General features: G+C 44.1%; 25 protein-coding genes. 20 read left to right on the top strand and 5 right to left on the bottom strand.

Annotated features, from left to right (window positions below; all coding sequences use genetic code 11):
• Positions 1–18 precede the first annotated feature (18 nt).
• From AB4209_RS18260 to AB4209_RS18250, 3 genes are read left to right on the top strand one after another with little or no spacing between them, the layout of a single operon-like run.
• Entirely contained in the window at positions 19–408 is a 390-nt protein-coding gene (locus AB4209_RS18260; protein ID WP_017062271.1) for a hypothetical protein, read from the top strand.
• Between the two features lie 28 nt (positions 409–436).
• Positions 437–1510, top strand: coding sequence for a methyltransferase (locus AB4209_RS18255; protein WP_065584069.1), 1074 nt, complete (start codon positions 437–439; stop codon positions 1508–1510).
• Positions 1511–1533: 23 nt separating this feature from the next.
• Positions 1534–2775: an NAD(P)/FAD-dependent oxidoreductase gene (locus AB4209_RS18250; protein WP_372056803.1), complete on the top strand. Its 1242-nt coding sequence runs from the start codon at positions 1534–1536 to the stop codon at positions 2773–2775.
• 128 nt (positions 2776–2903) lie between these two features.
• Here the strand turns inward: AB4209_RS18250 and AB4209_RS18245 are convergent, their stop codons facing one another.
• Both AB4209_RS18245 and AB4209_RS18240 read right to left on the bottom strand, forming a co-directional pair.
• Positions 2904–3410: a hypothetical protein gene (locus tag AB4209_RS18245; RefSeq protein ID WP_017062268.1), complete on the bottom strand. Its 507-nt coding sequence runs from the start codon at positions 3408–3410 to the stop codon at positions 2904–2906.
• A gap of 140 nt (positions 3411–3550) precedes the next feature.
• Positions 3551–4684 (bottom strand): flagellar assembly protein FlgT, encoded by a 1134-nt coding sequence (locus AB4209_RS18240; RefSeq protein ID WP_017064138.1) that lies wholly within the window; start codon positions 4682–4684, stop codon positions 3551–3553.
• Between the two features lie 192 nt (positions 4685–4876).
• Here AB4209_RS18240 and AB4209_RS18235 point away from each other — a divergent pair, with 192 nt between their 5' ends.
• Together AB4209_RS18235 and flgP are read left to right on the top strand one after the other, a co-directional pair.
• A complete protein-coding gene (locus tag AB4209_RS18235) occupies positions 4877–5512 on the top strand; it encodes a FlgO family outer membrane protein (protein ID WP_017064137.1) in 636 nt (211 codons plus the stop codon).
• A gap of 9 nt (positions 5513–5521) precedes the next feature.
• Positions 5522–5953, top strand: a complete 432-nt coding sequence (flgP, locus tag AB4209_RS18230) for a flagellar assembly lipoprotein FlgP (RefSeq protein WP_017062265.1) — start codon at positions 5522–5524, stop codon at positions 5951–5953.
• A gap of 257 nt (positions 5954–6210) precedes the next feature.
• Here the strand turns inward: flgP and AB4209_RS18225 are convergent, their stop codons facing one another.
• The 3 genes from AB4209_RS18225 to flgA all read right to left on the bottom strand — a co-directional run bounded on the left by AB4209_RS18225 (position 6211) and on the right by flgA (position 7945).
• Positions 6211–6636 (bottom strand): flagella synthesis protein FlgN, encoded by a 426-nt coding sequence (locus tag AB4209_RS18225; protein WP_017064136.1) that lies wholly within the window; start codon positions 6634–6636, stop codon positions 6211–6213.
• A 66-nt stretch (positions 6637–6702) separates the two neighbouring features.
• Positions 6703–7020, bottom strand: a complete 318-nt coding sequence (gene flgM / locus AB4209_RS18220) for a flagellar biosynthesis anti-sigma factor FlgM (RefSeq protein ID WP_017062263.1) — start codon at positions 7018–7020, stop codon at positions 6703–6705.
• 178 nt (positions 7021–7198) lie between these two features.
• Entirely contained in the window at positions 7199–7945 is a 747-nt protein-coding gene (flgA, locus tag AB4209_RS18215) for a flagellar basal body P-ring formation chaperone FlgA (RefSeq protein ID WP_372056801.1), read from the bottom strand.
• 77 nt (positions 7946–8022) lie between these two features.
• Between flgA and AB4209_RS18210 the strand changes: the two genes are divergently transcribed.
• From AB4209_RS18210 to AB4209_RS18140, 15 genes are all read left to right on the top strand, one after another.
• Complete coding sequence (locus AB4209_RS18210) at positions 8023–8949, top strand: chemotaxis protein CheV (protein ID WP_017066180.1); 927 nt, start codon at positions 8023–8025, stop codon at positions 8947–8949.
• 11 nt (positions 8950–8960) lie between these two features.
• Positions 8961–9788 (top strand): protein-glutamate O-methyltransferase, encoded by an 828-nt coding sequence (locus AB4209_RS18205; RefSeq protein WP_004736174.1) that lies wholly within the window; start codon positions 8961–8963, stop codon positions 9786–9788.
• Positions 9789–10043: 255 nt separating this feature from the next.
• Positions 10044–10439 (top strand): flagellar basal body rod protein FlgB, encoded by a 396-nt coding sequence (gene flgB / locus AB4209_RS18200; protein ID WP_004736175.1) that lies wholly within the window; start codon positions 10044–10046, stop codon positions 10437–10439.
• Positions 10440–10443: 4 nt separating this feature from the next.
• Positions 10444–10857, top strand: a complete 414-nt coding sequence (flgC, locus tag AB4209_RS18195; RefSeq protein WP_017631739.1) for a flagellar basal body rod protein FlgC — start codon at positions 10444–10446, stop codon at positions 10855–10857.
• A 17-nt stretch (positions 10858–10874) separates the two neighbouring features.
• A complete protein-coding gene (gene flgD / locus AB4209_RS18190; RefSeq protein WP_372056799.1) occupies positions 10875–11588 on the top strand; it encodes a flagellar hook assembly protein FlgD in 714 nt (237 codons plus the stop codon).
• A 49-nt stretch (positions 11589–11637) separates the two neighbouring features.
• Positions 11638–12942: a flagellar hook protein FlgE gene (flgE, locus tag AB4209_RS18185; protein WP_372056797.1), complete on the top strand. Its 1305-nt coding sequence runs from the start codon at positions 11638–11640 to the stop codon at positions 12940–12942.
• 252 nt (positions 12943–13194) lie between these two features.
• The gene (gene flgF / locus AB4209_RS18180) at positions 13195–13944 is read left to right on the top strand and encodes a flagellar basal-body rod protein FlgF (RefSeq protein ID WP_017056855.1); all 750 of its coding nucleotides are present in this window, start codon (positions 13195–13197) and stop codon (positions 13942–13944) included.
• Positions 13945–13965: 21 nt separating this feature from the next.
• The gene (gene flgG, locus AB4209_RS18175; protein ID WP_017062259.1) at positions 13966–14754 is read left to right on the top strand and encodes a flagellar basal-body rod protein FlgG; all 789 of its coding nucleotides are present in this window, start codon (positions 13966–13968) and stop codon (positions 14752–14754) included.
• A gap of 88 nt (positions 14755–14842) precedes the next feature.
• On the top strand, positions 14843–15619 hold the full coding sequence (gene flgH / locus AB4209_RS18170) for a flagellar basal body L-ring protein FlgH (protein WP_017071817.1): 777 nt from the start codon (positions 14843–14845) through the stop codon (positions 15617–15619).
• A 94-nt stretch (positions 15620–15713) separates the two neighbouring features.
• The gene (locus AB4209_RS18165; RefSeq protein WP_372056794.1) at positions 15714–16805 is read left to right on the top strand and encodes a flagellar basal body P-ring protein FlgI; all 1092 of its coding nucleotides are present in this window, start codon (positions 15714–15716) and stop codon (positions 16803–16805) included.
• Between the two features lie 10 nt (positions 16806–16815).
• Positions 16816–17733: a flagellar assembly peptidoglycan hydrolase FlgJ gene (gene flgJ, locus AB4209_RS18160; protein WP_017064131.1), complete on the top strand. Its 918-nt coding sequence runs from the start codon at positions 16816–16818 to the stop codon at positions 17731–17733.
• A gap of 220 nt (positions 17734–17953) precedes the next feature.
• Positions 17954–19834 carry a flagellar hook-associated protein FlgK gene (flgK, locus tag AB4209_RS18155; protein WP_372056792.1) on the top strand — a complete coding sequence of 627 codons (1881 nt, stop codon included), beginning with the start codon at positions 17954–17956 and terminating at the stop codon, positions 19832–19834.
• A gap of 10 nt (positions 19835–19844) precedes the next feature.
• Complete coding sequence (gene flgL / locus AB4209_RS18150; RefSeq protein ID WP_372056790.1) at positions 19845–21038, top strand: flagellar hook-associated protein FlgL; 1194 nt, start codon at positions 19845–19847, stop codon at positions 21036–21038.
• A 417-nt stretch (positions 21039–21455) separates the two neighbouring features.
• Positions 21456–22592 carry a flagellin gene (locus tag AB4209_RS18145; protein WP_048611339.1) on the top strand — a complete coding sequence of 379 codons (1137 nt, stop codon included), beginning with the start codon at positions 21456–21458 and terminating at the stop codon, positions 22590–22592.
• Between the two features lie 648 nt (positions 22593–23240).
• Positions 23241–24374, top strand: coding sequence for a flagellin (locus tag AB4209_RS18140; protein ID WP_372056788.1), 1134 nt, complete (start codon positions 23241–23243; stop codon positions 24372–24374).
• Positions 24375–24823: the final 449 nt, after the last annotated feature.

Raw genomic sequence — 24823 nt, 5'->3', positions numbered from 1 at the left:
CACAGATAAGGAATTTAAATGAAATTACTAAAAATAGCAGTTTCAATGTTATTCATATTCGTTCTTGCAGGATGTGGACGCGTCCAACCTGTAATGAATGTTGAGGATACTCCAGTTGCACTGAATCTTCAAAGTAAACAGGTTAAATCAGCTATTTCTGAATCTGCTGAAAATCGAGGCTGGTTGGTTTCAGAAATAAAGCCTGGTTTGATCCGCGCTGAATTGTATGTTCGTTCGCACCACGCTGTGGTTGAAATTCCTTATAGTGATAAGTTTTACTCTATTCTTTACGTTGAATCAGAGAATTTGAAGTACGACGATGGTGAAATACACCGTAATTACAACCGTTGGGTTAATAACTTAAACGTTGATATTAAACGTAAGCTTGCGCAAATGGCAGCTGAGTAACTCTCTATTATTTAAAGTTAGGTTTTTCGTGTCGGAATATAAATTAGATCCATTCAACGCATTAGAAGCAAAAACAGAAGCGCAGAAATTGTCTTTCGCTCCGATTGTTTTTCATACTGCTCGTACACTTCGTGATTTAGGCATTTTGAAAGCGTTAGATGACGCGGGCAACGAGGGTTTACCAGCAGAGTCTATCTCTGAATCGACCGGTGTCTCTGAGTACGGCGTGAAAGTCCTGCTCGATATGGCGTTAAGTGCTCATATTGTGACTTGGGAAAAGCCTAACTACAAAATGGCTAACCTTGGTTTCTACCTTCTGCATGATGGTATGACTAACGCAAACATGGATTTCACAGCCGATGTTTGTTATGCCGCGATGATGCATCTAACAGAAGCGATTGAAGAAGGCACACCTGCAGGCTTGAAAGAGTTGGGTGATTGGGAAACCATTTACCAAGGCTTGTCTCAATTGCCAGAAAAAGCAAAAGAGAGTTGGTTCAAGTTTGATCACTTCTATTCGGATCGCTCGTTCCCTGTGTTACTTGAAAAAGTCTTCAGCAAGAAACCTAAGTCGCTGGTGGATATCGGCGGCAACACGGGTAAGTGGGCGATGCAATGCTGCAACCATGATGCGGACGTTGAGGTGACGATTGTTGATTTGCCACAGCAGCTAGAAATGGCAATGGCAAACGCGGCAAAGCATGGTCATCAAGAGCGAGTCACGCCATTCCCAGCGAATATGCTCGATAAACAGCAAACTCTGCCAACGGGCGCGGATGTTTGGTGGATGAGTCAGTTCCTTGATTGTTTCTCGCCAATGGAGATTCTGAGCATATTAAAGCGCGTTCGCTCTCATATGTCAGAAGACGCGACTGTCTATATCCTTGAACTGTTTTGGGATGCACAGAAATACGATGCGGCTTCTTATAGCTTAAACGCGACGTCTCTCTACTTTACCTGCTTGGCAAATGGCAACAGCCGTTTTTACCGCAGTGAAGATTTCTTAGAGATCGTTGAAGAAGCGGGCTTTGAAGTGGTAACTCGCACCGACGATATCGGTCTTGGTCACACGCTTCTTGAATTGAAAGCTGGCGCGCAATAAAAATAACAAACATGGCTTAAATAATGAAAAAACTATCAACTCAAGTGGTGATCATCGGAGCTGGGCCATCAGGGTCTATTGCTGCGTCTTTACTTCATAAAAAAGGCATCGATGTTCGAGTGATTGAAAAGAGCGTATTCCCTCGCTTTTCTATTGGTGAAAGCCTATTACCAGCTTGTATGGAAGTGATTGAACAGGCTGGGATGACTGACGCAGTGATCAACGCTAACTTCCAATACAAAGATGGCGCTGCCTTTCGCAAAAATGGCGTTTATACGGCGTTTAATTTTGAAGACAAGTTCTCTTCTGGCCCTGGAACTACGTTTCAGGTTCAGCGAGGTGCCTTTGATAAGGTTTTGGCAGATACGGCTGAGGCGCAGGGTGTCTGCATTGATTACCAACATGAGTTAATGGGCATTAATTTCACCGACGACAGCACCATTTTAGATGTACAAGTGCTGGGTGGAGAGCGTTATCAGATAGAAGCGCAATACGTTCTGGATGGCAGTGGTTTTGGTCGAGTGCTACCAAAAATGCTTAACTTGGCAGAGCCGTCATCGCTCCCTCCACGCAAAGCTATTTTTACGCACATTAACGATCATATTGCAGAGGTGGATACCGATCTTGAATATGACGGAAATAAAATTCTTATCTCTGTGCATCCAACCAACCCTGATGTTTGGTATTGGTTGATCCCGTTTAGTAACGGTGTCTCTTCGTTTGGTGTGGTAGGAGAGCCTAAGTTCTTTGAGTCCTATCCAGAAGACAAGATTGCTGCAATTAAACAGCTGGCAGCGGAAGAGCCGGGCTTGGCTGAGATACTGGCAAGCGCCGAGTATCCAAACCCTGGGGGTGAAATTGGTGGCTATTCTGCCAATGTAAAACATTTGGCGACGGATAAGTACGCGTTGCTTGGCAATGCCGGCGAGTTCCTTGACCCGGTGTTCTCGTCAGGCGTGACGATTGCGATGAAGTCGGCACAGTTTGCGGTTGAGTGTGTCGAAAAGCAACTTAACGGTGAGAATGTAGATTGGGAACGCGATTATGCCGCTCCTTTGATGGTTGGTGTAAACACCTTTAGAACGTATGTCGAGGGGTGGTACTCAGGTACTTTGCAGGATGTGATTTTCTATCAAGATCCAAATCCAAAGATTAAGCAGATGGTGTGCTCAATTCTGGCGGGTTACGCATGGGATCAAGCCAACCCTTATGTGAAAGAGTCTAAGCGCCGATTGGCGACACTGGCTGAGATATGCCGAAACTAGGTAATCGATTTTGTATGTAGCAATACTCTAAATTGCCACGATGGATCGTCATAAATTAAAAACAGCCGCAATGTGCGGCTGTTTTTGTATCTGAAAAATATGGGCGGTCAGCTTAATCGGATTTAAGCCTATTTTAAGTCGATGCTGTTCAATCGTCCCATAAATATAAGTAGATCAATTACGTCTTTGTGAGCATCAAGCAGCGCACGTTTGGTTTGGCTGTAAGCGGCAAGTCTGCCGTGCTTTCTAATGGAGCACACCTTAGTTTTGTATTTGTAGTCGCCGTTTTCTGAGAATACACGCCACTTAGCGATGTAGCATTCGTCGCGGTGTTCGGGATCACTCTGAGTTGGATTTGGTTTGAATACAATTTTGGGTTCTAGACTATGAGGCAGGCGCGTCATCAGGTAGGGCTCTTTGAGGACTTTGGGCCAAAATTTGCCCCATAGCTGTCTGCCCAGTTCATCTCTTAATTTAATGGTTTTCTTCAGTGCTTTGTCTTCACCCATACGAACAAAACCGACCGACCGATGCAACACCGTATCTTCGGGAGTATGAATGTGGATCTTAAAAGCGGTTTTACCTTTCGAGATAAAGCGGTAACCGGTAGCACCAATTAGATTATTCTGACTCATAGTTTGCTAAGTGATGATTATGTTATTAATAAGATTACGCCAAATACTGCAAAACCGAAACTAATACCCATGAAAAAAAATAAAGCCTTAACAAAAGTGCTAAGGCTTTATTAGAAACTGTGAGGCGGGCGTGTCGCTAACTACATGATTTTCTGCATCACATCACCAATTTGAATGCTTCCAGCAAGGCTTGGTTGGTCGATCGTCAGTTCTGCTTCGTTTTCATAAACGCGAGAAACGGTCAGTGTGATGTCGCTTTGAGAAACCTTGTTGCGTGGCAAACCGCGTTGGTCGATAAACGAACCTGTGTGCCACAGTTGCAACTTGTCACCTTGTTGTACGCCATGCATTCGACCTAAATCAATGGTCACAGTGTTACCAAATACCGCTGCAACCTCTGGAAGGGTGATCTTACATGACACTTCCGATTCTAAGTCCAACATAATATTACGGCTAACACGCAGCATCATGCTGCCGTAGGTTGATGCCCAGAAACGGGCACTGCGGGTGTCGACTTCACTGGTCTTAGCAAATGGCCACTTTGCCACTTCACGATAGCTACGGTTGTAAACCTGATGTCCTGTTTTACCATCGAAGACTTGCATCTCTAACGCAAACTGACGATTGATGATGTCGTCTTTCAAAAGCTTGGATTCGATGGTCGCGGTTAAATCGGTAATGTCGCCACCAATGATGTACTGCGCGCCAGTGTCTTGGGCGATCATCTTGATCACCTCTGGTCGACGCTTGTCGATATCGTAATTGGTCGTGCCAACGGAAACAAAGCTGCGAGACTCTTGCGCCAGCTGTCGGTCCACGACATGGCCAAAATCATCACCAATGTTATAGATTCTGCCCATTACAGCTTGCTGAGGGGAGGTCACATCAATGTTGCCGACTAAAAATGTCTTCTTGTATTGGCTCTCATGGCAAGCATTTGCCGAAGGATAGATATCGATCCTTGCGGTGATCATTATATTGCCACTGCGTTTTTTCTCTTTCTCTACCAAGATGTAGCGCACTTCATGATTGGTAAATTGAAACTCTTTCTTGTTTGCGTCGAGGTACGGCGTGAGGTTGGAGATACTACCAATATCAGCACCTGAGAACTGGATCGCTTTATATACCGCGTCTTCCAGAGCATGAACCCTTGCCGTTTCCTCTGAGGATACGATGGCTGCGGTACCGGTAACTTCATACCAAGAGGCATGAGCACTGAAGCTTATGGTTATCAGTGAACTTATTGAAAATAAGTAAGAAATTATTTTTTTCATCTATTCGTTACCAGTTGGGTATAAATATTGCTTAACAAATAACTATAAGCTTGAAGCTGACTTAAGTGCGTTTTTCTTAATCTGAACCATTAATGAAAAGCAAAGACTGTTCCAACATTGTAATCCATTGAAAAGAATAATGGTGAGAACATATTGGAACAGGGAGCACTAAACCTATCTGGAGATAAGAGAATGAAAAAATGGCTCGTAGTAATGAGTGTCATGTTGTTGACCTCATGCGCTTATTCGCCAATCTATAACGGCAAGTCTGAATATTCAGGCAGTCAGTTTATGTTGATGGATAGCCCTCGTCATACCATGGATTTCTTCGTGGAAAGTATGACCGAAGATCTGATCATTTCGAATACGAGTATCTCAGCAAGAACTCCGATAGCGATTACGTCGTTTGTTGACCTGCAACACATGGACACAACGAACTGGCTAGGAAACTCGGTATCAGAAGGTTTCATTCATCAGTTTCAGCGTCGTGGCTTCAAGGTTGTTGATTTCAAAACAACAGGTTCTATTCAAGTGACTCATCAAGGTGACTTTGCGTTAAGCCGCGATTGGAAAGACTTAGCTCAAGAGCAAGACGTACAGTATGTGCTGACAGGCACCATGCTTCGCCAAGAAGGCGGTGTACTAGTAAATGCTCGCGTTGTTGGCATGCAAACTCGAATTGTCGTGGCGACGGCACAAGGCTTCTTGCCTGCAGACCGTATTGGCCGTGACCTAGATACTCTCAACAGTATTCGAACTCAAGATGGCGTGATCATTCGTTCCGATCCAACGATCAGTCAGCCTTATACTGTTATTCTTCGCCCTTAGGAGTTCGAGATGAAGAAGTTAATATTTGTTGTTGCCGCTTTACTGCTTGTTGGCTGTCAGCCACTGCAAAACATGAGGCCAGACGACTACTTAGTTGCCGTTGGCTACGCGAGTATCAGTGAGCAGAAAGGACGTAACGATGAAGAAAGACGTATCCGTGCGATGAGAGCTTCTAAGATCGACGCCTATCGTGAACTTGCAGAACAAGTTTACGGTATGCGAGTGAGTGGTCGGGCAGAGTTGGAAGATCAACGCCTTGGTACGGAACGTACTTCTGGTGCGGTTGATGGCGTAATCCGCGGTGCAGAAGTGGTACGCAGCTACCCTGTGGGCGATAGCTATGTTACTGAGCTTCAGCTTGATATCCGTAAGATGGAACAGCTACGTAATTACGGTGAAGTTCAACCTGTACCTGAAAAGAGACAACAAACGCTGTTCTAGCCCAAGGGGCGTCTAGCGATAGGACTATCCAGTTATATTGGCTGCTTTCGTTTTCCAGATGGCGTATCGGCAACCAATAACTAATATGAATGTAAAAGCGGCAAGTATGAAAATACTTGCCGCTTTTTTGTTTATCGATTTTGTCAGGGCGTTCAAAGGCTGATTAGGTGTTTTAATAAAAGATAACGACAGGAATAGTCTGAGATACAGATAAACGGTTAACAAGGGGTATTACTGAAGAGGAAGAGTTAACTTAACTAGGCTTTTACGTTGGTTCCCAGCGTAGAGATAGTATGCGTTTGACCACCGGCATTGTAGGTCATGCCAATTTTTCCGTGACTTTGCTGCATCATATTGCTGAGTTTTTTGAAGCTAAGGTGCGCTCGATTTAAGGCTTCGCCATTCACAAGGTTCGCTTGCTGGCAATCGTGCACTATGGACTGGATCTTAGTGACTAACTGAGCAAGTTCAGGGTTCTCGGTCAGTTCTGAGATATTGGTATGGGCTGCGATTCGCTGATCGGTTGATCTTAGTTGTTCAACTAGGACCACTTTTTCTTTGGCGATTCGCTCAATATCGTTTGATTGTCGGCTCGTAATAGCGGTTTTCTCTGAACTTAGTAATTCAGATAAGGCTTTGGCATTTTGAAGTTGAAAATTAACTAAATCTGCTAGTGCCGCCATAACGTAAACCTATTCATAACCTCGTGTACTTTAAGACAATAACTTCAATGAAAAGTTAGTGTTTTCTTAAAGGCCTTTTAATTCATCTTCGAACTTGATCATGTTGTCAGCCAGTTTCTCTGGATCGACAGTGTATGAACCATTCGCAATTGCTTCTTTGATCGCTGCTACTTTCACAGAATCAAAGCTTGGCTGTGCTGCCATATCTTGGTGGAGCTGACCAATCGCTTTGCCTTGTTGGCTCAGTGAAACCGCATCTTTGCTTGCTGGTGATTTAGTTGATACATCAGAGCGTGATGCCTCAGAACTAGAATCAGAGCGTACTGCTGATCGGTTAGTGGTCGTTAGGGTTTGCCCTGAACGAATATTATCAATGCCTGCCATAGTTAAGCCTTTTTCTTCAAAAATGGGAACCTGTACAGTCAATATCGACCAAGGGTTCGAATACTTTAGCAATTTTTAGCTCAATAGTCGAAAAGGGACAAAACACCGCCGCCGTTATATTTGGCGTTAGAGTTGAGGGTGAAATCGCTAACGATACCGTCAATTTAGAAGTAAAGAGTTAAAAGTAAACCGTGACTTCAGACATGCTGGTAACAATCCCTTCAATTATACGCTGTGATTTATCATTTTTCACTCTTACTTGATCACCCATAGAGCCATCGGTAAGCGCAGTTCCTTTGGTGGTAATGGTCATGCCACCTTTTACTGCCTGTATGATAACCTTCTCGTTTCGGCACACGACACAGATATCACCTCTTTCTACAACATCGCCCGGTCTTAGGTTCTTTTTTACCTTAGCGCCGATGACCTGATGTGGAGCTGTGAAACTTTGGCGACGAAACTTGTTAAGAGAAATCATAGCGGTGGTGACATCGTATTGACCGACGATTTCGCCTCTCGCGAGTGAGCGAGTGGTGGTGACAAGAGGCACCGACATCGAAAGGCGCACCGGTACATAAACTCGCCACTCATCAGGAACACATTGCACTAAAACCGTAATACTGCTGCGGGTATTGGTGGTCGTTGAAGCGCTGGTCTCTAAAGGCACTGGGCAGTCTGTCGCTTTGATTCTTGAGTCAACATTTGCTGAATTAACAAAGAGTTCGCCACCTTGTGGCTGCTCAACTGTATCAAGGATATGTTGCTCCGCTGCAGACTGAATCATCTCAATTTGTTCTGGGGTCGCAGCTTGTACAAAAAAACTAAACAATATTGATAAAATGCCGATAAACTTAGCGACAGTTTTAAAAGTAGCTCTACACATTGCTATGGAAAGAGGTGGCAAATTTGTTTTATAATACGTCATTCCGTTTCTCTGGTGGTTCGTAGCCTGCAGTAGACTAACACTTTTTATACAAAAAAGTTTGATATGGAGATGAGCTCATGACGGGTATTCTTGATTCGGTGAATCAGCGTACGCAACTCGTCGGTCAAAACCGATTAGAATTACTAACCTTTCGCCTAATGGGGCGTCAGCGTTACGGCATTAATGTCTTTAAAGTAAAAGAAGTGCTGCAATGCCCTAAGCTGACAAAGATGCCAAACTTGAACCCACTGGTTAAAGGTGTAGCACACATTCGTGGCCAAACGATCTCTGTGATCGACTTGAGCTTAGCGATTGGTGGCCGTCCTACAACGGATATTGAAAAGTGTTTTGTGGTTATCTCTGAGTTTAACCGAACCATTCAAGGTTTCTTGGTAAGTTCAGTTGAGCGCATTATTAACATGCACTGGGAATCGATTCTTCCGCCGCCAGATGGCGCAGGTAGAGCTAACTACCTGACAGCGGTAACCAACATTGATAATGAATTGGTAGAAATTCTTGATGTTGAGAAGATCCTTGCAGAAATTTCTCCTGTTGATGAAACAATGGACAGCAAGATTGCTGAAGATATTGCGAAAGTAGAACAAGAGAAAGAACTGGTTCGCCGCATCTTGATTGCTGATGACTCGACCGTTGCTCGTAAGCAGGTTCAACGTGCTATTGAGTCGATTGGTTTTGAAGTTATCTCGGTGAAGGATGGTAAAGAAGCCTACGAGAAGCTGATACAGATGTCATCAGAAGGCAGTATTTACGATCAGATTTCATTGGTGATTTCTGATATCGAAATGCCAGAAATGGATGGATACACGCTGACTGCTGAGATTCGTCGTCACGCCGAACTTAAAGATTTATACGTAATTTTACACTCATCGTTGAGTGGTGTATTTAACCAAGCCATGGTTGAGCGTGTTGGAGCTAACTCCTTCATCGCTAAATTCAACCCAGATGAGCTTGGTGCAGCTGTAAAAGCTGCGTTAACTAACTAAAAGAGACATTAATGACTGCTATAACAATAAGTGATCAAGAGTATCGCGATTTCAGCCGTTTCTTAGAATCTCAATGTGGCATTGTATTAGGTGACAGCAAGCAGTATTTAGTGCGCAGTCGTCTAAGCCCATTAGTAACGAAGTTTAAGTTAGCTTCTTTGTCTGATTTGTTGAGAGATGTAGTAACAGGTCGAAACCGTGAGCTGCGTGTGGCTGCTGTCGATGCCATGACGACGAACGAGACACTTTGGTTCCGTGATACTTACCCGTTTGCTGTGCTTGCGGATAAGCTTCTACCGGAAATAGCGGCAAATAAACGTCCTATTAAGATTTGGTCTGCGGCAAGCTCTTCAGGCCAAGAAGCATACTCAATGGCAATGACGATTCTTGAAACTCAAGCTCGTAAGCCAGGTATGCTGCCAAATGTATCGATTACCGCAACTGACATCTCAGCAAGTATGTTGGATATGTGCCGCACTGGCGCTTACGACAACCTTGCATTGGGACGTGGACTTTCTCCAGAGCGCCGTCGTACTTTCTTTGAAGATGCGGGCGATGGCCGTATGAAAGTGAAAGATAACGTCAAGCGCATGGTGAACTTCCGCCCTCAGAACCTGATGGACAGCTATGCATTGTTAGGCAAGTTCGACATCATTTTCTGTCGTAACGTGCTGATTTACTTCTCGCCTGATATGAAGTCAAAGGTACTTAACCAGATGGCAAATAGCCTCAACCCTGGTGGTTACTTACTATTGGGTGCGTCTGAATCATTGACAGGCTTAACCGATCGTTTTGAAATGGTTCGCTGTAATCCAGGCATCATCTATAAATTAAAGTAACGAACGGCACCCATATTAGGTGTAACGTTACCGTCTAAATTTAAAACCCAGCCAAGTGCTGGGTTTTCTTTTTCCTGCTTAAGCTATATCTTTAAGTCAGAGTGACATTCCAATTTACTCTATTTTTTGGCTTGTATATTGCAAGTTTACCCACGAGTAACCTGTAAAAGCATTGATAGACCGCCTTGTTTTAAAAGTTGGTATATATATTGCTTTGGTTATTTCATAACAGTCAGTTCTTGAGTTGAGGTTTACATGGCTATTTCTTTTGACAATGCTTTGGGCATTCACCAGCACACAGTTGGTGTACGTGAGCGTAACGCTGAGGTGCTTTCCACCAATATCGCGCAAGCAAACACGCCTGGGTATAAAGCAAAGGGATTAGACTTTAAGAAATCACTGCAAGCGGCAAGTTCTGGGGCAAGCATTGGTCTTAGCCGTACAGATGGTCGGCACATTTCTGCCTCAACAACGGTGAACGGGGAAACGAAGTATCGAATTCCTACACAACCTGATACAGGAGATGGCAACACGGTTGATTTGGATTTGGAAAGAAACCTTTTCATGCAAAACCAAATTAGGCATCAAGCCTCTCTCGACTTCTTAGGAAGTAAGTTCAAGAATTTAACTAAAGCGATTAAAGGGGAATAATTAGATGAGTTTATTCAATGTATTCAATGTGACTGGTTCTGCGATGAGTGCTGAATCTGTTCGTCTAAATACGACCTCGAGCAACCTTGCGAACGCGGACAGTGTAAGTAGCTCTGCTGAAGAAACTTACAAGGCTCGCCACGCTGTGTTCGGCGCTGAGTTAAATCGAGCACGTAACAGTGACCACACTGTACCTGTGAAAGTATTAGGGATTGTAGAAAGCGATAAGCCGCTGAGCGCGGAGTACAACCCGGATCACCCATTAGCGAACAACGAAGGCTACATCTACAAGCCTAACGTGAACGTTATGGAAGAGATGGCAAACATGATTTCGGCATCACGTGCGTACCAAACGAACGTACAGGTTGCTGACTCGAGTAAACAAATGCTGCTGCGTACGCTGCAGATGGGTCAATAAGGATAAGGAGGTAGCACATGGCTGGAATCAACAACAATGTTGGTCAAAGCGGCTTGTCCTATGTTGACCAGCTGAAGAGTCTTCAAGATGGCGCTAAAAAGCCCGACGAAACAACAGGTAAGCAGGATCTTAAACAAGAAGACTTCTTATCTTTGTTGACTAAGCAACTAGCACAACAAGACCCTTTCAAGCCGGTTAGTAATGACCAGATGATTGCGCAAATGGCTTCATTTGCGACCGTAGATGGTATTGGCAAAATGAATACACAGTTTGAAAGCTTGAATTCATCAATGACCTCTAACCAAGCACTTCAGGCCTCTTCATTAGTTGGGCGTGATGTATTGGTTCCTGGTGCGGCAGGTGTAAAACCCGGTGATGGCGGTATGGCGTCCATGGTTAAGCTTCCTCAGGCAATGGACAATGTAATGGTCCGTGTTGAGAACGAAGTTGGCCAATTGGTTCGCACATTTGATATCGGCTCTAAACCATCTGGTGATACACGTGTTGAATGGGACGGAAAAGACGAAGACGGTAATCCATTGCCGGCCGGTAAATACAACGTGAAAGCGTCGGGTTTGCTGGATGGCGAGAACACCGAGTTCCAAGTTTCCAGTTATGCGAACGTGAACAGTGTGCTTCTTGGTAAGGGCGATGGCAACGTACTACTCAATCTGGCTGGTTTCACATCGCCAGTACGACTTGCTGAAGTACTAGAAGTTGGTAAAGCGTAGCTCTTTATTGAGTGACTATGCTAGCTAGATAGATTAGGAGAATAATGGAATGTCATATGTAGCTTTAAGCGGCTTATCCGCTGCACAATTAGACCTGAATACAACCAGTAACAACATTGCGAACGCAAACACATTTGGCTTTAAAGAGTCTCGTGCCGAGTTTGGTGATGTTTATTCAAGCTCGTTGTTCACTAACGGAAAAACCACCCCTGGTGGCGGTGCGCAAGCTAGCAAAGTGGCGCAACAATTTCACGAAGGTTCAAGTATTTATACGAATAACCCAATGGATTTGAGAGTTAGTGGTACAGGTTTTTTTGCTGTAGCTAAAGATCGCATGGTGCCAGAGATTAATGAATTAACTCGTAATGGAGCATTTCACCTTAATAAAGATAACTACATGGTAACCTCAAATGATGAGTTTCTTCTTGGTTATGCTGTTGATCCTGCAAGTGGTGAAGTATCTTCATATGCCCCAAAGCCATTAAGCATTCCTGCAGAGTTTGGTAAGCCCAAGCAAACAGGTAATATTGAAGTCGGGGTTAACCTTCCGGCGAATGGTGATCTTAAAGATCCGGCTGCATTTAATTTCAATGATTCTGATACTTATAATCGTTCAACATCTTCGACGGTATACGATTCTATGGGGCAGTCTTACAAGTTAACGACTTATTACCTCAAAGATCAAACCCAACCTAATACTTGGCAAACTTACTACACGATGACTGATGGTGAAGGTGAAAAGCCAGTCAACATTACCGGTGGTGACGCTACCAACGCAACAGGTCATATCGGTCACACTATGCGCTTTAACAATGACGGTACTTTAGCGAATCTAAATAATGGCCAGCCGATTATTTCTGAGCAGCTAGGTGCAGGTACGACTCCGATTGACTTAAATGGTGCCGATGTAACTCAAACACTTAATTTTGGTCTAGACTCCTCAACTCAGTTTGCTGCTCCATTTGAATTGACTAAGTTTGATGAAGATGGTGCAACAACGGGTTTCCTTACTAAGGTTGATTTTGATGAAGCCGGTAGTGTTCTGGGTACTTACTCAAATGGTGAAAATGTGATGCTTGGCCGTGTAGGCTTGGTTCGTGTACCAAATGAGCAAGGTCTGGATAAGAAAGGCGGTACTCAATGGGATTCTACTAGTTACTCTGGCGATAAGATCTGGGGTGAATCGAACAAAGGTTCATTTGGTAGCATCAACAACGGCTCGTTAGAGCAGTCGAACATCGATATGACTCAAGAGCTGGTTGATTTGATTTCTGCTCAACGTAACTTCCAAGCGAACTCACGTTCTCTAGAAGTACACAACCAGCTACAACAGAATATTCTTCAGATTCGTTAATCGTTTCGAGCGTTTGAATCATCTGCGAATACCCAATTCAATGTTATTGAATTGGGTATTGTTGTTTGTCTTCTTATTTGCCGCCCCTATTGCCGCACGGTAATGCCACTGGCAACAATTCTTCCTCAATGATCCTTTAATGATCACCCATCTTTGTTTGTTTTCTATTTAAATTATTGATAAATAACAGTTAAAAATATTGGCACAGTGTTTGCTTTATAAGCTCTAGAAGATGATTTTTGGAGCAAAATTATGGATCGCGCACTGTTTCTTGCCATGAGTGGCGCTAAGCAAAATATGCAAGCTTTGCAGCTACGTGCAAACAACCTTGCCAACGTAAGTACAACGGGTTTCCGTGCTGATTTAGCACAGGCACGTTCAATGCAAGCGTATGGCGAAGGCATGCCTACTCGTGTTTTCAGCATGACAGAGCGTCCGGGTCATAATTTCGCTCAGGGTAGTGTGGTTACTACTGGCCGAGATCTAGACGTTACCATTCAAGGTGATGGTTGGATTTCAGTGATGGACAATACTGGCCGTGAAGGTTTAACACGTAACGGTAACCTAAGGGTTGACCAAAACGGTTTACTAACCAACGCAAGCGGTCACTTAGTGCTTGGTGAAAACGATGCACCAATCACGCTGCCAATCCCAATCAGCAAAGTAGAAATTGGTACAGACGGTACGATTTCGGTGATTCCTCAAGGCGCTCCAGCTGAAGAATTGGCCGTGGTTGATCGTATTAAGCTTGTACGTCCAGACAACCAAAGTTTGTTTAAAGACACGAATGGTCTATTCCGTTCGAAAAACCCAGATCAGGCATACGAAGCAGATGCAGCGGTAACGTTGCTAAAAGGTGCTATCGAAGGCAGTAACGTAAATGCCGTAGGTGAAATGACCAGCCTAATTGACTTACAACGTCAGTTTGAAATGCAGGTCAAAATGATGAGCACAGCAGAGGAAATGGACAAGTCGTCTGATTCACTGCTTCGTATGAGCTAATAGAATTTAAAGGACATTGCTATGCATCCAGCATTATGGGTAAGTAAAACGGGTTTAGACGCCCAACAAACCAATATCTCAACGATTTCGAACAACCTTGCCAACGCCTCGACCATTGGTTTTAAAAAGAGCCGCGCGGTATTTGAAGATCTGTTCTACCAGAATATTAATCAACCGGGTGGTCAATCGTCTCAGAATACTGAGCTGCCAAGTGGTTTGATGCTGGGTGCCGGTTCTAAGGTCGTCGCGACTCAAAAAGTGCACACTCACGGTAACGCACAAACGACATCTAACAGCCTAGACATGATGATTGAAGGCGACGGTTTCTTCCAAGTTGAAATGCCAGACGGTGAAACAGGTTACAGCCGCAATGGTCAGTTCACACTGAACGGTGAAGGCGCGATCGTAACGTCGGGCCAAGGTTATCCTCTACAACCAGAAATTGTGATTCCTGAAGACGCGATCTCGGTAACGGTTGGTAACGACGGTGAAGTATCGGTTCGTCTACGTGGCGAGCAAAACAACGTCGTGGTTGGTCAAATTACCATTACTGACTTTGTAAACCCAGGTGGTCTAGAGCCAGTAGGTCAAAACCTTTACTTGCCAACTGGCGCTAGTGGCGACCCACAAGAGGGTGTACCGGGTTTTGATGGCCTGGGTAACATCCGCCAATCGATGCTAGAAACATCGAACGTAAACGTAACCGAAGAGCTGGTAAACATGATTGAAGCTCAGCGTGTATACGAAATGAATTCGAAAGTTATCTCGTCAGTAGACAAGATGATGAGCTTTGTTAACCAACAGCTGTAATTGGTTTATTCGCCGTTTACTTTTTTAATTAATCTATCTGTTTTTGCTAATTGACCCATTTACCACTGCCTGCTGAGAGTATATCGCCATGAAACGTATTTTTTGTTTAGCCCTGTTAGCTTCGATGACTGGTTGTACAGTACTGGATCCAATTGAGACGCCAGCACAAGAGAACGCGACCACAGTGGTTGATGCGGTTGAAGGCGATAAGTCGGCAGAAGAAAGTTCAGGAATTATCGACACGCTTCGTGGGCGAACCGATCCAATTGCTGGTGACCCTGCATGGGCGCCAATCAACCCCAAGCAGAAGCCAGAGCATTATGCAGCGGCAACGGGCTCACTGTTTAATGTGAACCACATTGGCAGCATGTATGACGACTCAAAGCCTCGTGGTATTGGTGACATCATCACTGTAGCGCTAGATGAGAATACTCGAGCGACCAAAAAAGCCAACGCAGACATGTCTAAGTCGAATGATGCATCGATGGAGCCGCTGGCTGTTGGTGGTCAAGATCTGACGATCGATAAGTACAACTTCTCTTACGATCTGAGCAACACCAATACCTTCGCTGGTGATGCGTCAGCCAACCAAAGTAACAGCATCAGCGGCTACATTACCGTTGAAGTGATCGAAGTATTAGCTAATGGCAACCTAGTGGTTCGTGGTGAGAAGTGGATGACACTGAACACCGGCGATGAGTACATCCGCCTAAGCGGTACCATCCGTCCAGATGATATTGACTTCGAAAATACCATTGCTTCAAACCGTGTTTCTAACGCACGAATTCAGTACTCAGGGACTGGCGTACAGAAAGATATGCAAGAGCCTGGATTCTTGGCACGATTCTTTAATGTATCTCTGTAGAGCTTGATAGGACGACGACATACTGACAGCCTCTATCACTCAGCCACATTTAGCTAAGCTATTATAAATTAAAGCAATACAGACAGGTTACTCAATGAAAAAACTGACACTCGTACTATTCGGCATGCTATTTCTTGCCACCAGTGCCCATGCTGCGCGAATCAAAGACGTGGCAAAAGTGGCGGGTGTTCGTAGTAACCAACTTGTCGGTTATGGTTTGGTCACGGGCTTGCCGGGTACTGGTGAGACAACTCCCTTTACCGATCAAACATTTAACGCAATGCTGCAAAATTTTGGCATCCAATTGCCGCCCGGCACTAAGTCAAAAACCAAAAACGTCGCGGCTGTTATTGTGACTGCTGAACTGCCAGCATTCTCTAAGCAAGGCCAAGAAGTTGACGTAACCGTTTCTTCTATCGGTTCAGCAAAAAGCCTTCGTGGTGGTACCTTGCTACAGACCTTCTTGAAAGGTCTAGACGGTCAAGTGTATGCGGTCGCGCAGGGTAACTTGGTGGTAAGTGGCTTTAGTGCACAAGGTAACGACGGTTCTAAGATTGTCGGTAACAACCCTAACGTTGGTATCATCTCTAGCGGTGCGACGGTTGAACAAGAGATCCCAACGCCATTCGGTCGTGGTGACTACATCACCTTCAACCTAATCCAATCAGATTTCACAACGGCTCAGCGTATGGCTGATGCGGTTAATAATTTCCTAGGCCCACAAATGGCTTCAGCGGTAGACGCAACTTCAGTAAAAGTTCGTGCACCGCGTGAAATCAGCCAGCGTGTAGCATTCTTGTCGGCTATCGAAAACATCGAGTTCGACCCTGCTGAAGGCTCTGCAAAAATCATCGTCAACTCTCGTACAGGTACGATTGTGGTTGGTAAGCACGTTCGCCTAAAAGCGGCGGCGGTCACCCACGGTGGTATGACGGTTGCAATTAAAGAAAATCTAAACGTAAGCCAACCGAATGCATTCTCTGGTGGCCAAACGGTAGTGGTCCCTGATTCTGATATCGAAATCACGGAAGGCGATGGTAAGATGTTCAAATTTGAACCTGGCCTAACGCTGGACGATTTGGTACGCGCAGTCAATGAAGTGGGCGCTGCACCTTCTGATTTAATGGCAATCCTTCAAGCACTGAAACAAGCGGGTGCGATTGAAGGCCAATTGATCATTATCTAAGGAATAAAGCATGATTAAGAATAACAATGACATCGGCTTTATTCACGACATCGGTAGTTTAGACCGTCTTCGTCAACAAGCGGTAAACGGTGAAGAAGGTAGCGAGAAAGAAGCATTAACCGCGGCGGCAAAACAGTTTGAATCGATTTTCACCTCGATGTTGTTTAAGTCAATGCGCGATGCTAACTCGAGCTTTAAGTCGGATATGTTGAACAGCCAGAACGAGCAGTTCTATCGTCAGATGCAAGATGACCAAATGGCGAGTGAGTTAAGCGCTTCAGGTTCATTAGGTCTTGCAGATATGATCGTGGCTCAACTAAGCGCTGGCCAAGCAAGCGATACGTCTGAAGAGAAGGTTCGCAGTGAAGGCTTTGATGCTTCATTGCAAAGACCGCAATATTCAGGCCGTTCGGAAGAGCGAGCGTCAGACGTTCAACCTGCGCAAGCAGCAAAACAGCCAGTATCCTTTGATTCTCCAGAATCGTTTGTGACCTCAATGAAGCCTTACGCGGAAAAAGCGGCAAGTGCGCTTGGTGTGGACTCGTCTCTTCTATTGGCACAAGCTGCCCTTGAAACGGGTTGGGGTTCTAAAATGGTTAAGAACTCTTTGGGCAACAGCAATAACTTATTTAACATCAAAGCAGATAGAAGTTGGAAGGGCGATAAGGTCGCGACTCAAACTCTTGAGTTCCATGGCAAAACCGCCGTTAAAGAGTCAGCTTCCTTCCGTTCTTACTCTAATTTCGAAGATAGCTTTAATGATTACGTGAAGTTCTTGAACGAAAATCCAAGATACGAAACGGCGCTACAGCATCAAGGCAATTCAGAGAATTTCATCAAAGGTATTCATCAGGCTGGTTACGCAACTGACCCTAACTATGCAGACAAGGTTTTACGAGTTAAAGCCAAGATTGATGAGATGAACTAGCGTCATAAATCAACATAGAGAGCTTGCTACTGGCAGGCTCTTTTCTTCTCCGCCCCTTCAGTTCTTACGCGTAATCCATAGTTATCTCCTTACACTTCAATAAATTATCGTCTTTTAATTTCCTATTGTTTGTGTTGGCACATATATTGCTTTTATCTTAGTAATATACGGTTGTAGTTAATCAGTTCATTCTGGTTTTGTTAAGTTTTTTGGGGGCATTATGGCGTCGGATCTTCTGAATGTAGGGGCACAAAGTGTTCTTACGGCTCAGAGACAGCTCAACACCACAGGTCATAACATTTCTAACGCCAACACAGAGGGCTATAGCCGCCAGTCTGTGATTCAAGGTGTGAATGACCCGCGCCAGTACGGTGGCCAAAGCTACGGTATGGGTGTGCATGTGGAAAATGTTCGCCGCTCTTGGGACCAATTTGCCGTCAACGAACTTAACTTATCGACAACCAATGCCGCCAATAAAGGCGACGCCGAAGCTAACCTCGATATGCTGTCGAGTATGCTGTCATCGGTTGCTTCGAAGAAGATTCCAGAAAACCTGAATGAATGGTTTGATTCGGTTAAAACATTAGCCGATACACCGAATGATGTCGGTGCTCGAAAAGTTGTACTAGAAAAGGCTGGACTACTCAGCAAGACGTTAAATGAATTCCATGAAACGGTTCGTCAACAGTCTGATTCTACGAATAAAAAATTAGATATGGGTATCGAGCGAGTTAACCAACTTGCATACGAGATCCGTGATGTTCAGCGTTTAATGATGCGAACTCCTGGGCCTCACAATGACCTACGAGATCAGCACGAAAAGTTGATTAATGAGCTTTCTGGTTACACCAAAGTAACGGTGACACCACGCTCAAATGCCGAAGGGTTTAATGTCCATATTGGTAATGGCCACACCTTGGTCTCTGGTAGTGAAGCAAGCCAATTAAAAATGGTTGATGGTTTACCCGATGCACATCAGCGCCGCCTAGCGATTGTTGAAGGTAAATCTTTAAAACCGATCACCAGCAGTGATATCGACGGAAAAATCGGCGCCATGCTAGATATGCGTGACGAACATATCCCGGCAATCATGGATGAGCTTGGTCGTTTGGCGACCGCGTTTTCATATGAGGTCAATAGTCTTCAAGAACAAGGTTTGGATCTTAACGGCAACGTAGGTAAGGACCTGTTTACCGACGTGAACGCAGAGCTGGTGGCAAAATCTCGTGTCACGGCTAGCGGGCAATCGAAAGCCGATGTTGCGGTATACATTGATGATACCTCTGCTTTAAAAGGCGGTGAGTATGGCCTGAAATACGATGGCAGTGATTATGTCGTGACTAAGCCGAACGGTGAGACCGTTAAGATGGCGACCGACTCTAGCGGTAGTGCTTTTTATCTTGATGGCATGCGAGTGGAAGTACGTAATCCTCCTGAACTAGGAGAGAAGCTGTTACTGCGTCCAACGCGCAATTTTGCTGCTCAAATACAGATGGAAACCAAAGACCCGAAAGACATTGCCGCACAAAGCTATGAAGCATCGACTACGTTTGCCAAGGGTACTGCTGGGTTCAAAATCTTAGCGGCAGGTCAATTGCGTGAGTTCGAAGTGATTGTATCACCGAAGGGTGAGCAGTTTGCGGTTACCGATCCAAAGGGCAACATTTTAATGCAGCCTCAACCGTATCCGCCTGAAGGCCCAGTGACCATCAACGGTACAACGTTTGAGCTCACACCCGGTGCGGTGGCAAATGATAAGTTTACGGCAAACCTTGTCCCATCAGAAGGTGACAACGGTAACCTGCGTAAGCTACAAGATCTTCAAACAGGAAAGCTGTTGAATGATGGTGAGTCTACGATTTTAGACCTTTACCACAACTTGAATACTAATACGGGCTTGAAATCTTCAACGGCCAATCGCTTGAGTGATATCGCGAGGTTAGAAAAACAGTCGGCTCAAGAGCGTATTGCTTCTATCTCGGGAGTAAACCTCGATGAAGAAGCGGCAAATATGATGAAATTTCAACAAGCGTATATGGCTTCTTCACGCATCATGCAAGCAGCCAACGATACGTTTAACACTATTTTGGCTCTGAGATAGGAAGGTATAAATGTTGAATCGTATCTCTAGCTTCCATAATTATCAGTCAGTACAAAATGACTTGCGCCGTCAAGAGAACAAGGTGCATCACAACCAAGCGCAACTTGCTTCCGGTAAGAAGTTACAGTCGCCAAGTGATGACCCATTGGCGACGCACTATTTGCAGAACATTGGTCAGCAGTCAGAACAACTAAAGCAATATAGCGACGCAATAGTCTTGGTTCGTAATCGATTAGAACATCAAGAAGTTATGATTTCTAATTCAGAGGATTTTGCTGATGAAGCAAAACGTACCGTGATGGAAATGGTTAACGGTTCATTATCTCCAGAAGACCGCCTTGCAAAGAGACGTGAAATTCAAGAGTTAGCTAGTAATTTTTTGCATATGTCTAACTCCCAAGATGAGTCAGGTAACTATACATTTGCAGGTACAAAACCTAAGAATCAGCCATTTTTCCGAGATAACAAGGGCCATGTCAGTTATGCCGGAGACGATTATCAACGCAAGATTCGTGTGGCAAGCAGTTTTGAAATGGCGATGAATGATCCGGGTAGCAAGTTGTTTATGGAGATCGATAATCCATTCGGTGATTATGAACCTCAATATGATTTGCAGCCAGCCTCCGCATTGCTACTTGAAAGAGCAACAAATGAATCTTTTCAAGACGAATCAACCTACAAAATTACTTTTGTAGATATGCAAAATGGCAAATTTGCTTATCAACTCGAAAAAGATGGCAGCACGGTGTCTGTAGAAGATTTTGAACCATCTAAAGGTATTGAATATGAAGGTTTGAGTATTCAAATCAAAGGCCAAATAACCAAAGGTGATTCGATTACTTTGGAGCCAAGAAGCTCATTTTCAATATTTGACACCTTCCAAGATGCAGCAGAACTTGCAGAATCATCAGTGTCTGACGCATCAGCGACGGCAAAGTTGCAACAAGCAACTGAAGAGTTCCATGCTGCGTTTATTCATTTGACCAAAGCGAGAACGGATGTCGGTGCGCGATTGAATACGCTCGATATCCAAGAGCAGCAGCATGAAGATTTTAAGCTGTCTTTAGCGAAAGCAAAAAGCAACTTTGAAGACTTGGATTACTCGAAAGCGATCATTGAGTTCAATGAAAACTCTCGAGCATTACAAGCTTCTCAACAAGCGTTTGGCAAAACCAAAGACCTGACCTTGTTTAACTATATTTAATGTTCAATCGACATTTAATGGTGACTTGTCGATCACCATGGCGTTGATTCCTTGCCGTATGTGCTATGCCATACGAGCGAATGACGCCACAGTTTGCCGCTTTTTTGTACGGAGCGTGATGTTTCTAAAATAGCGGCAAAAAACGGCAATAAGGAAGGTGAATATTTTTCATTTTCTAATAGAAGAAAGTAATAATTGCACGGTGTTGTGTGTAAGTTTTTGATTTTTAGATAATTAAAAAATTATTTATAGGAGATTAAACTTGGCATATAACTTGTAACTGTGTTGGTTATAAATGATTAATACAGATCTTAAACCTTGTATAGGTTTATCGAGTAATACACGGTCAGTGCTTATCCATATGAGAGTAAAGCTGGCCGCTTCGCAGAAACTTTGCGGACTCATAAGGAGAGCAAAATGGCTATCAATGTAAGCACTAACGTTTCTGCTATGACAGCACAACGTTACCTGAATAAAGCGTCTAATGATTTAGCGACCTCTATGGAACGTTTGTCATCAGGGCATAAAATCAACAGCGCGAAAGACGATGCAGCCGGTCTGCAAATCTCTAACCGTTTAACGGCGCAATCACGTGGTTTAGACGTTGCAATGCGTAATGCCAATGATGGTATTTCAATTGCACAAACCGCTGAAGGCGCGATGAATGAATCAACCAACGTACTGCAACGTATGCGTGATCTGGCGATTCAATCATCAAACGGAACTAACACCGCAGCTGAACGTACTGCGCTCAATGAAGAGTCTTCGGCACTTCAAGATGAGCTTAACCGTATCGCAGAGACAACCTCATTTGGTGGTCGTCGTCTTTTGAATGGATCATTTGGTGAAGCATCATTCCAGATTGGTTCTAGCTCTGGTGAAGCGATGATTATGGGCCTTACTAGTGTTCGTGCTGATGATTTCCGTATGGGTGGTACAACGTTTGATTCTGAAAATGGTAAAGATAAGAGTTGGGAAGTGCCTGCTCAAGCTAGCGATCTTAAGCTCGAATTCAAAACTAAAGCGGGTGAAGACATCGTTTTAGATATCAATACCAAAGCGGGTGATGATATTGAAGAGCTTGCGACTTACATTAATGGTCAATCTGATCTTGTGAACGCATCGGTTACCGATGATGGCCGCATTCAACTGTTCGTCGCTGAACCTGACCTAGAAGGGGCTATGTCTATTTCTGGTGGCTTAGCTTCTGAGTTAGGAATCAAGAGTGAAGGTCGTGCAACATCGGTTCAAGATATTAGTTTGATGAGCGTAGCAGGATCACAGAATGCTATTAGCGTGATTGATTCTGCAATGAAATACGTAGATTCACAACGTGCTGATTTAGGTGCAAAACAGAACCGTCTAAGCCACAGTATTAATAACTTGGCAAACGTACAAGAGAACGTAGACGCTTCAAACAGCCGAATCAAAGATACGGACTTTGCGAAAGAGACGACGCAAATGACCAAATCACAAATTCTGCAACAAGCAGGTACTTCAATACTTGCTCAAGCAAAACAGTTGCCTAACTCTGCGATGTCACTATTGCAATAGTTATTGGTTGAACTTGCTGCTCGTGTTCAGACGTGAGCCATGCAGCAAGGGAAACTGGCAAGCATACTTACTATTGAGTGTTTAGCTCTCTCATCTCTCACCTGCTATCCATTTTTACAGTAAGAATGCAACGGCAAGTCGGAAATGTGTTCATTTCTCGATGATCTCCACACAGGCTCTGACGCGCCAACTAGCCCCGGTTCTCTCAAAGGAAAAGGGGCTTTTTCCTTTCTGTATTTCTTGTTTTTTCTATTTACTTTCCTGTGAATTTTCTCGAGCTACCTTTCTCAAATCTCTATTTGACGGTTCTTCTTCACGATAAATAATTTCATCTATTACACAAGATCTGCCCAAGTCAGAGATCTTTGGCAATTGATCATTTCTCCACCTTGAGCAATTTAGATGGCGATTCGTACGTTTTTCAGACAGGTTAAGATCTTTTCTCAATTGAAGTCTATCGCTGCATTAGAAAATGATGAAAATTAAGTTGTTGATAAATATTAAATTAATAATTTTTTTGTGGTTTTTTAAAAGTTTTTCTAAAGCTTCTGATTTTCGCGCCGTTATTAAAAGTAACTTTGAGAGAACTACTTGGTTTTCCGAGACGTCGGAAACCGCTATACCGGAAAATCAATTGGAGAAATCACCATGGCAGTGAATGTAAATACAAACGTTTCAGCGATGACAGCGCAACGTTACCTAAACAACGCAAACAGCGCACAACAAACATCAATGGAGCGTCTAGCTTCTGGCTCAAAAATCAACAGCGCAAAAGATGACGCTGCGGGTCTACAAATCTCGAACCGTTTGAACGTTCAAAGTCGTGGTCTTGATGTTGCTGTACGTAACGCGAACGACGGTATCTCTATTGCACAAACTGCTGAAGGTGCAATGAACGAGACAACGAACATCCTGCAACGTATGCGTGATTTGTCTCTACAGTCTTCAAACGGCTCAAACTCAAAATCTGAGCGTGTAGCGATTCAAGAAGAAGTAACTGCGCTTAACAATGAACTTAACCGTATCGCAGAAACCACATCTTTCGGTGGTAACAAACTCATTAATGGCACTTACGGAACTCAGTCATTCCAAATCGGTGCGGACAACGGTGAAGCGGTAATGCTTCAACTGAAAGACATGCGCTCTGATAACGCTCAGATGGGTGGTAAGAGCTACCAAACTGAGAACGCGAAAGATAAAGACTGGAACGTTCAATCAGGCTCTAACGACCTAAAAATGTCGTTCACTGATAACTTCGGTCAAGCACAAGAAATCGACATCAGCGCAAAAGCGGGTGACGACATTGAAGAGCTAGCAACGTACATCAACGGTCAACAAGATTCTGTTAAAGCATCTGTAACTGAAGACGGCAAGCTACAAATGTTTGCAGGTAACAACAAAGTTGAAGGCAGTGTTGAATTCTCTGGTGCACTTGCTGGCGAACTAGGCATGCAAACTGGTAAAGAAGTGACGGTTGATACTATCGACGTTACTTCCGTAGGTGGCGCACAAGAGTCTGTAGCTATTATCGATGCGGCACTTAAATACGTAGACAGCCACCGTGCTGAGCTAGGTGCTTTCCAAAACCGTTTCGACCATGCTATCAGCAACTTAGACAACATTAACGAGAACGTTAACGCATCTAAGAGTCGTATTAAAGATACCGATTTCGCGAAAGAAACGACTCAGATGACTAAGTCTCAGATCCTTTCTCAAGCTTCAAGCTCGATTCTTGCTCAAGCGAAGCAAGCTCCGAACTCGGCACTTAGCCTACTAGGTTAATCGATTGAAAGGCCACGTTGACCAAAGGCGTTAACGTTAGGCTTCCACAAATTAGCTCGTGGTGAGAGATGAGCGCTAAACAAACCCAGCTTCGGCTGGGTTTTTTATTACCCGCGATTTCGCAAGGTGTATTTGAAAAAGTGCAATGTTGGTAAGCAGGACCAAAAGCGAGATTCCCTATCGCGTTCGTTCCTCACTGTAGGGAATGACGGTGTGAAAATAACTAAAACAGTAATTCGTCATTCCAGAACTGAGTAGAACGAGGTATCAGGAATCTAGTTTTTTGAGGAAGGAGTTTGTTTCGTTCTTATCTACCACTGTAAGGAATTAAGAGTGAACCATAAGCCGGTGAGGGAATTAACCGTCATCCCAGAATAGAGTAGAACGAGATATCAGGGATCTCTTTTGATTTCATATTCAACACAATGCTCAATAATCAATAATCAATA

Origin of the sequence: Vibrio sp. 10N.286.48.C11 (assembly GCF_041469805.1) — a bacterium.
Taxonomy (GTDB): Bacteria; Pseudomonadota; Gammaproteobacteria; order Enterobacterales; family Vibrionaceae; genus Vibrio; species Vibrio crassostreae_C.
The sequence above is the reverse complement of the archived record's forward strand: the minus strand, read 5'-3'. Positions and strand labels throughout refer to the sequence as shown.

What these genes read in the sequence shown, in the direction of transcription:
- AB4209_RS18260 (WP_017062271.1), top strand. Translation starts at nt 19, where the DNA reads ATGAAATTACTAAAAATAGCAGTTTCAATGTTATTCATATTCGTTCTT.
- AB4209_RS18250 (WP_372056803.1), top strand. Translation starts at nt 1,534, where the DNA reads ATGAAAAAACTATCAACTCAAGTGGTGATCATCGGAGCTGGGCCATCA.
- AB4209_RS18245 (WP_017062268.1), bottom strand. Translation starts at nt 3,410, where the DNA reads ATGAGTCAGAATAATCTAATTGGTGCTACCGGTTACCGCTTTATCTCG.
- AB4209_RS18240 (WP_017064138.1), bottom strand. Translation starts at nt 4,684, where the DNA reads ATGAAAAAAATAATTTCTTACTTATTTTCAATAAGTTCACTGATAACC.
- AB4209_RS18235 (WP_017064137.1), top strand. Translation starts at nt 4,877, where the DNA reads ATGAAAAAATGGCTCGTAGTAATGAGTGTCATGTTGTTGACCTCATGC.
- flgP (WP_017062265.1), top strand. Translation starts at nt 5,522, where the DNA reads ATGAAGAAGTTAATATTTGTTGTTGCCGCTTTACTGCTTGTTGGCTGT.
- AB4209_RS18225 (WP_017064136.1), bottom strand. Translation starts at nt 6,636, where the DNA reads ATGGCGGCACTAGCAGATTTAGTTAATTTTCAACTTCAAAATGCCAAA.
- flgM (WP_017062263.1), bottom strand. Translation starts at nt 7,020, where the DNA reads ATGGCAGGCATTGATAATATTCGTTCAGGGCAAACCCTAACGACCACT.
- flgA (WP_372056801.1), bottom strand. Translation starts at nt 7,945, where the DNA reads ATGACGTATTATAAAACAAATTTGCCACCTCTTTCCATAGCAATGTGT.
- AB4209_RS18210 (WP_017066180.1), top strand. Translation starts at nt 8,023, where the DNA reads ATGACGGGTATTCTTGATTCGGTGAATCAGCGTACGCAACTCGTCGGT.
- AB4209_RS18205 (WP_004736174.1), top strand. Translation starts at nt 8,961, where the DNA reads ATGACTGCTATAACAATAAGTGATCAAGAGTATCGCGATTTCAGCCGT.
- flgB (WP_004736175.1), top strand. Translation starts at nt 10,044, where the DNA reads ATGGCTATTTCTTTTGACAATGCTTTGGGCATTCACCAGCACACAGTT.
- flgC (WP_017631739.1), top strand. Translation starts at nt 10,444, where the DNA reads ATGAGTTTATTCAATGTATTCAATGTGACTGGTTCTGCGATGAGTGCT.
- flgD (WP_372056799.1), top strand. Translation starts at nt 10,875, where the DNA reads ATGGCTGGAATCAACAACAATGTTGGTCAAAGCGGCTTGTCCTATGTT.
- flgE (WP_372056797.1), top strand. Translation starts at nt 11,638, where the DNA reads ATGTCATATGTAGCTTTAAGCGGCTTATCCGCTGCACAATTAGACCTG.
- flgF (WP_017056855.1), top strand. Translation starts at nt 13,195, where the DNA reads ATGGATCGCGCACTGTTTCTTGCCATGAGTGGCGCTAAGCAAAATATG.
- flgG (WP_017062259.1), top strand. Translation starts at nt 13,966, where the DNA reads ATGCATCCAGCATTATGGGTAAGTAAAACGGGTTTAGACGCCCAACAA.
- flgH (WP_017071817.1), top strand. Translation starts at nt 14,843, where the DNA reads ATGAAACGTATTTTTTGTTTAGCCCTGTTAGCTTCGATGACTGGTTGT.
- AB4209_RS18165 (WP_372056794.1), top strand. Translation starts at nt 15,714, where the DNA reads ATGAAAAAACTGACACTCGTACTATTCGGCATGCTATTTCTTGCCACC.
- flgJ (WP_017064131.1), top strand. Translation starts at nt 16,816, where the DNA reads ATGATTAAGAATAACAATGACATCGGCTTTATTCACGACATCGGTAGT.
- flgK (WP_372056792.1), top strand. Translation starts at nt 17,954, where the DNA reads ATGGCGTCGGATCTTCTGAATGTAGGGGCACAAAGTGTTCTTACGGCT.
- flgL (WP_372056790.1), top strand. Translation starts at nt 19,845, where the DNA reads ATGTTGAATCGTATCTCTAGCTTCCATAATTATCAGTCAGTACAAAAT.
- AB4209_RS18145 (WP_048611339.1), top strand. Translation starts at nt 21,456, where the DNA reads ATGGCTATCAATGTAAGCACTAACGTTTCTGCTATGACAGCACAACGT.
- AB4209_RS18140 (WP_372056788.1), top strand. Translation starts at nt 23,241, where the DNA reads ATGGCAGTGAATGTAAATACAAACGTTTCAGCGATGACAGCGCAACGT.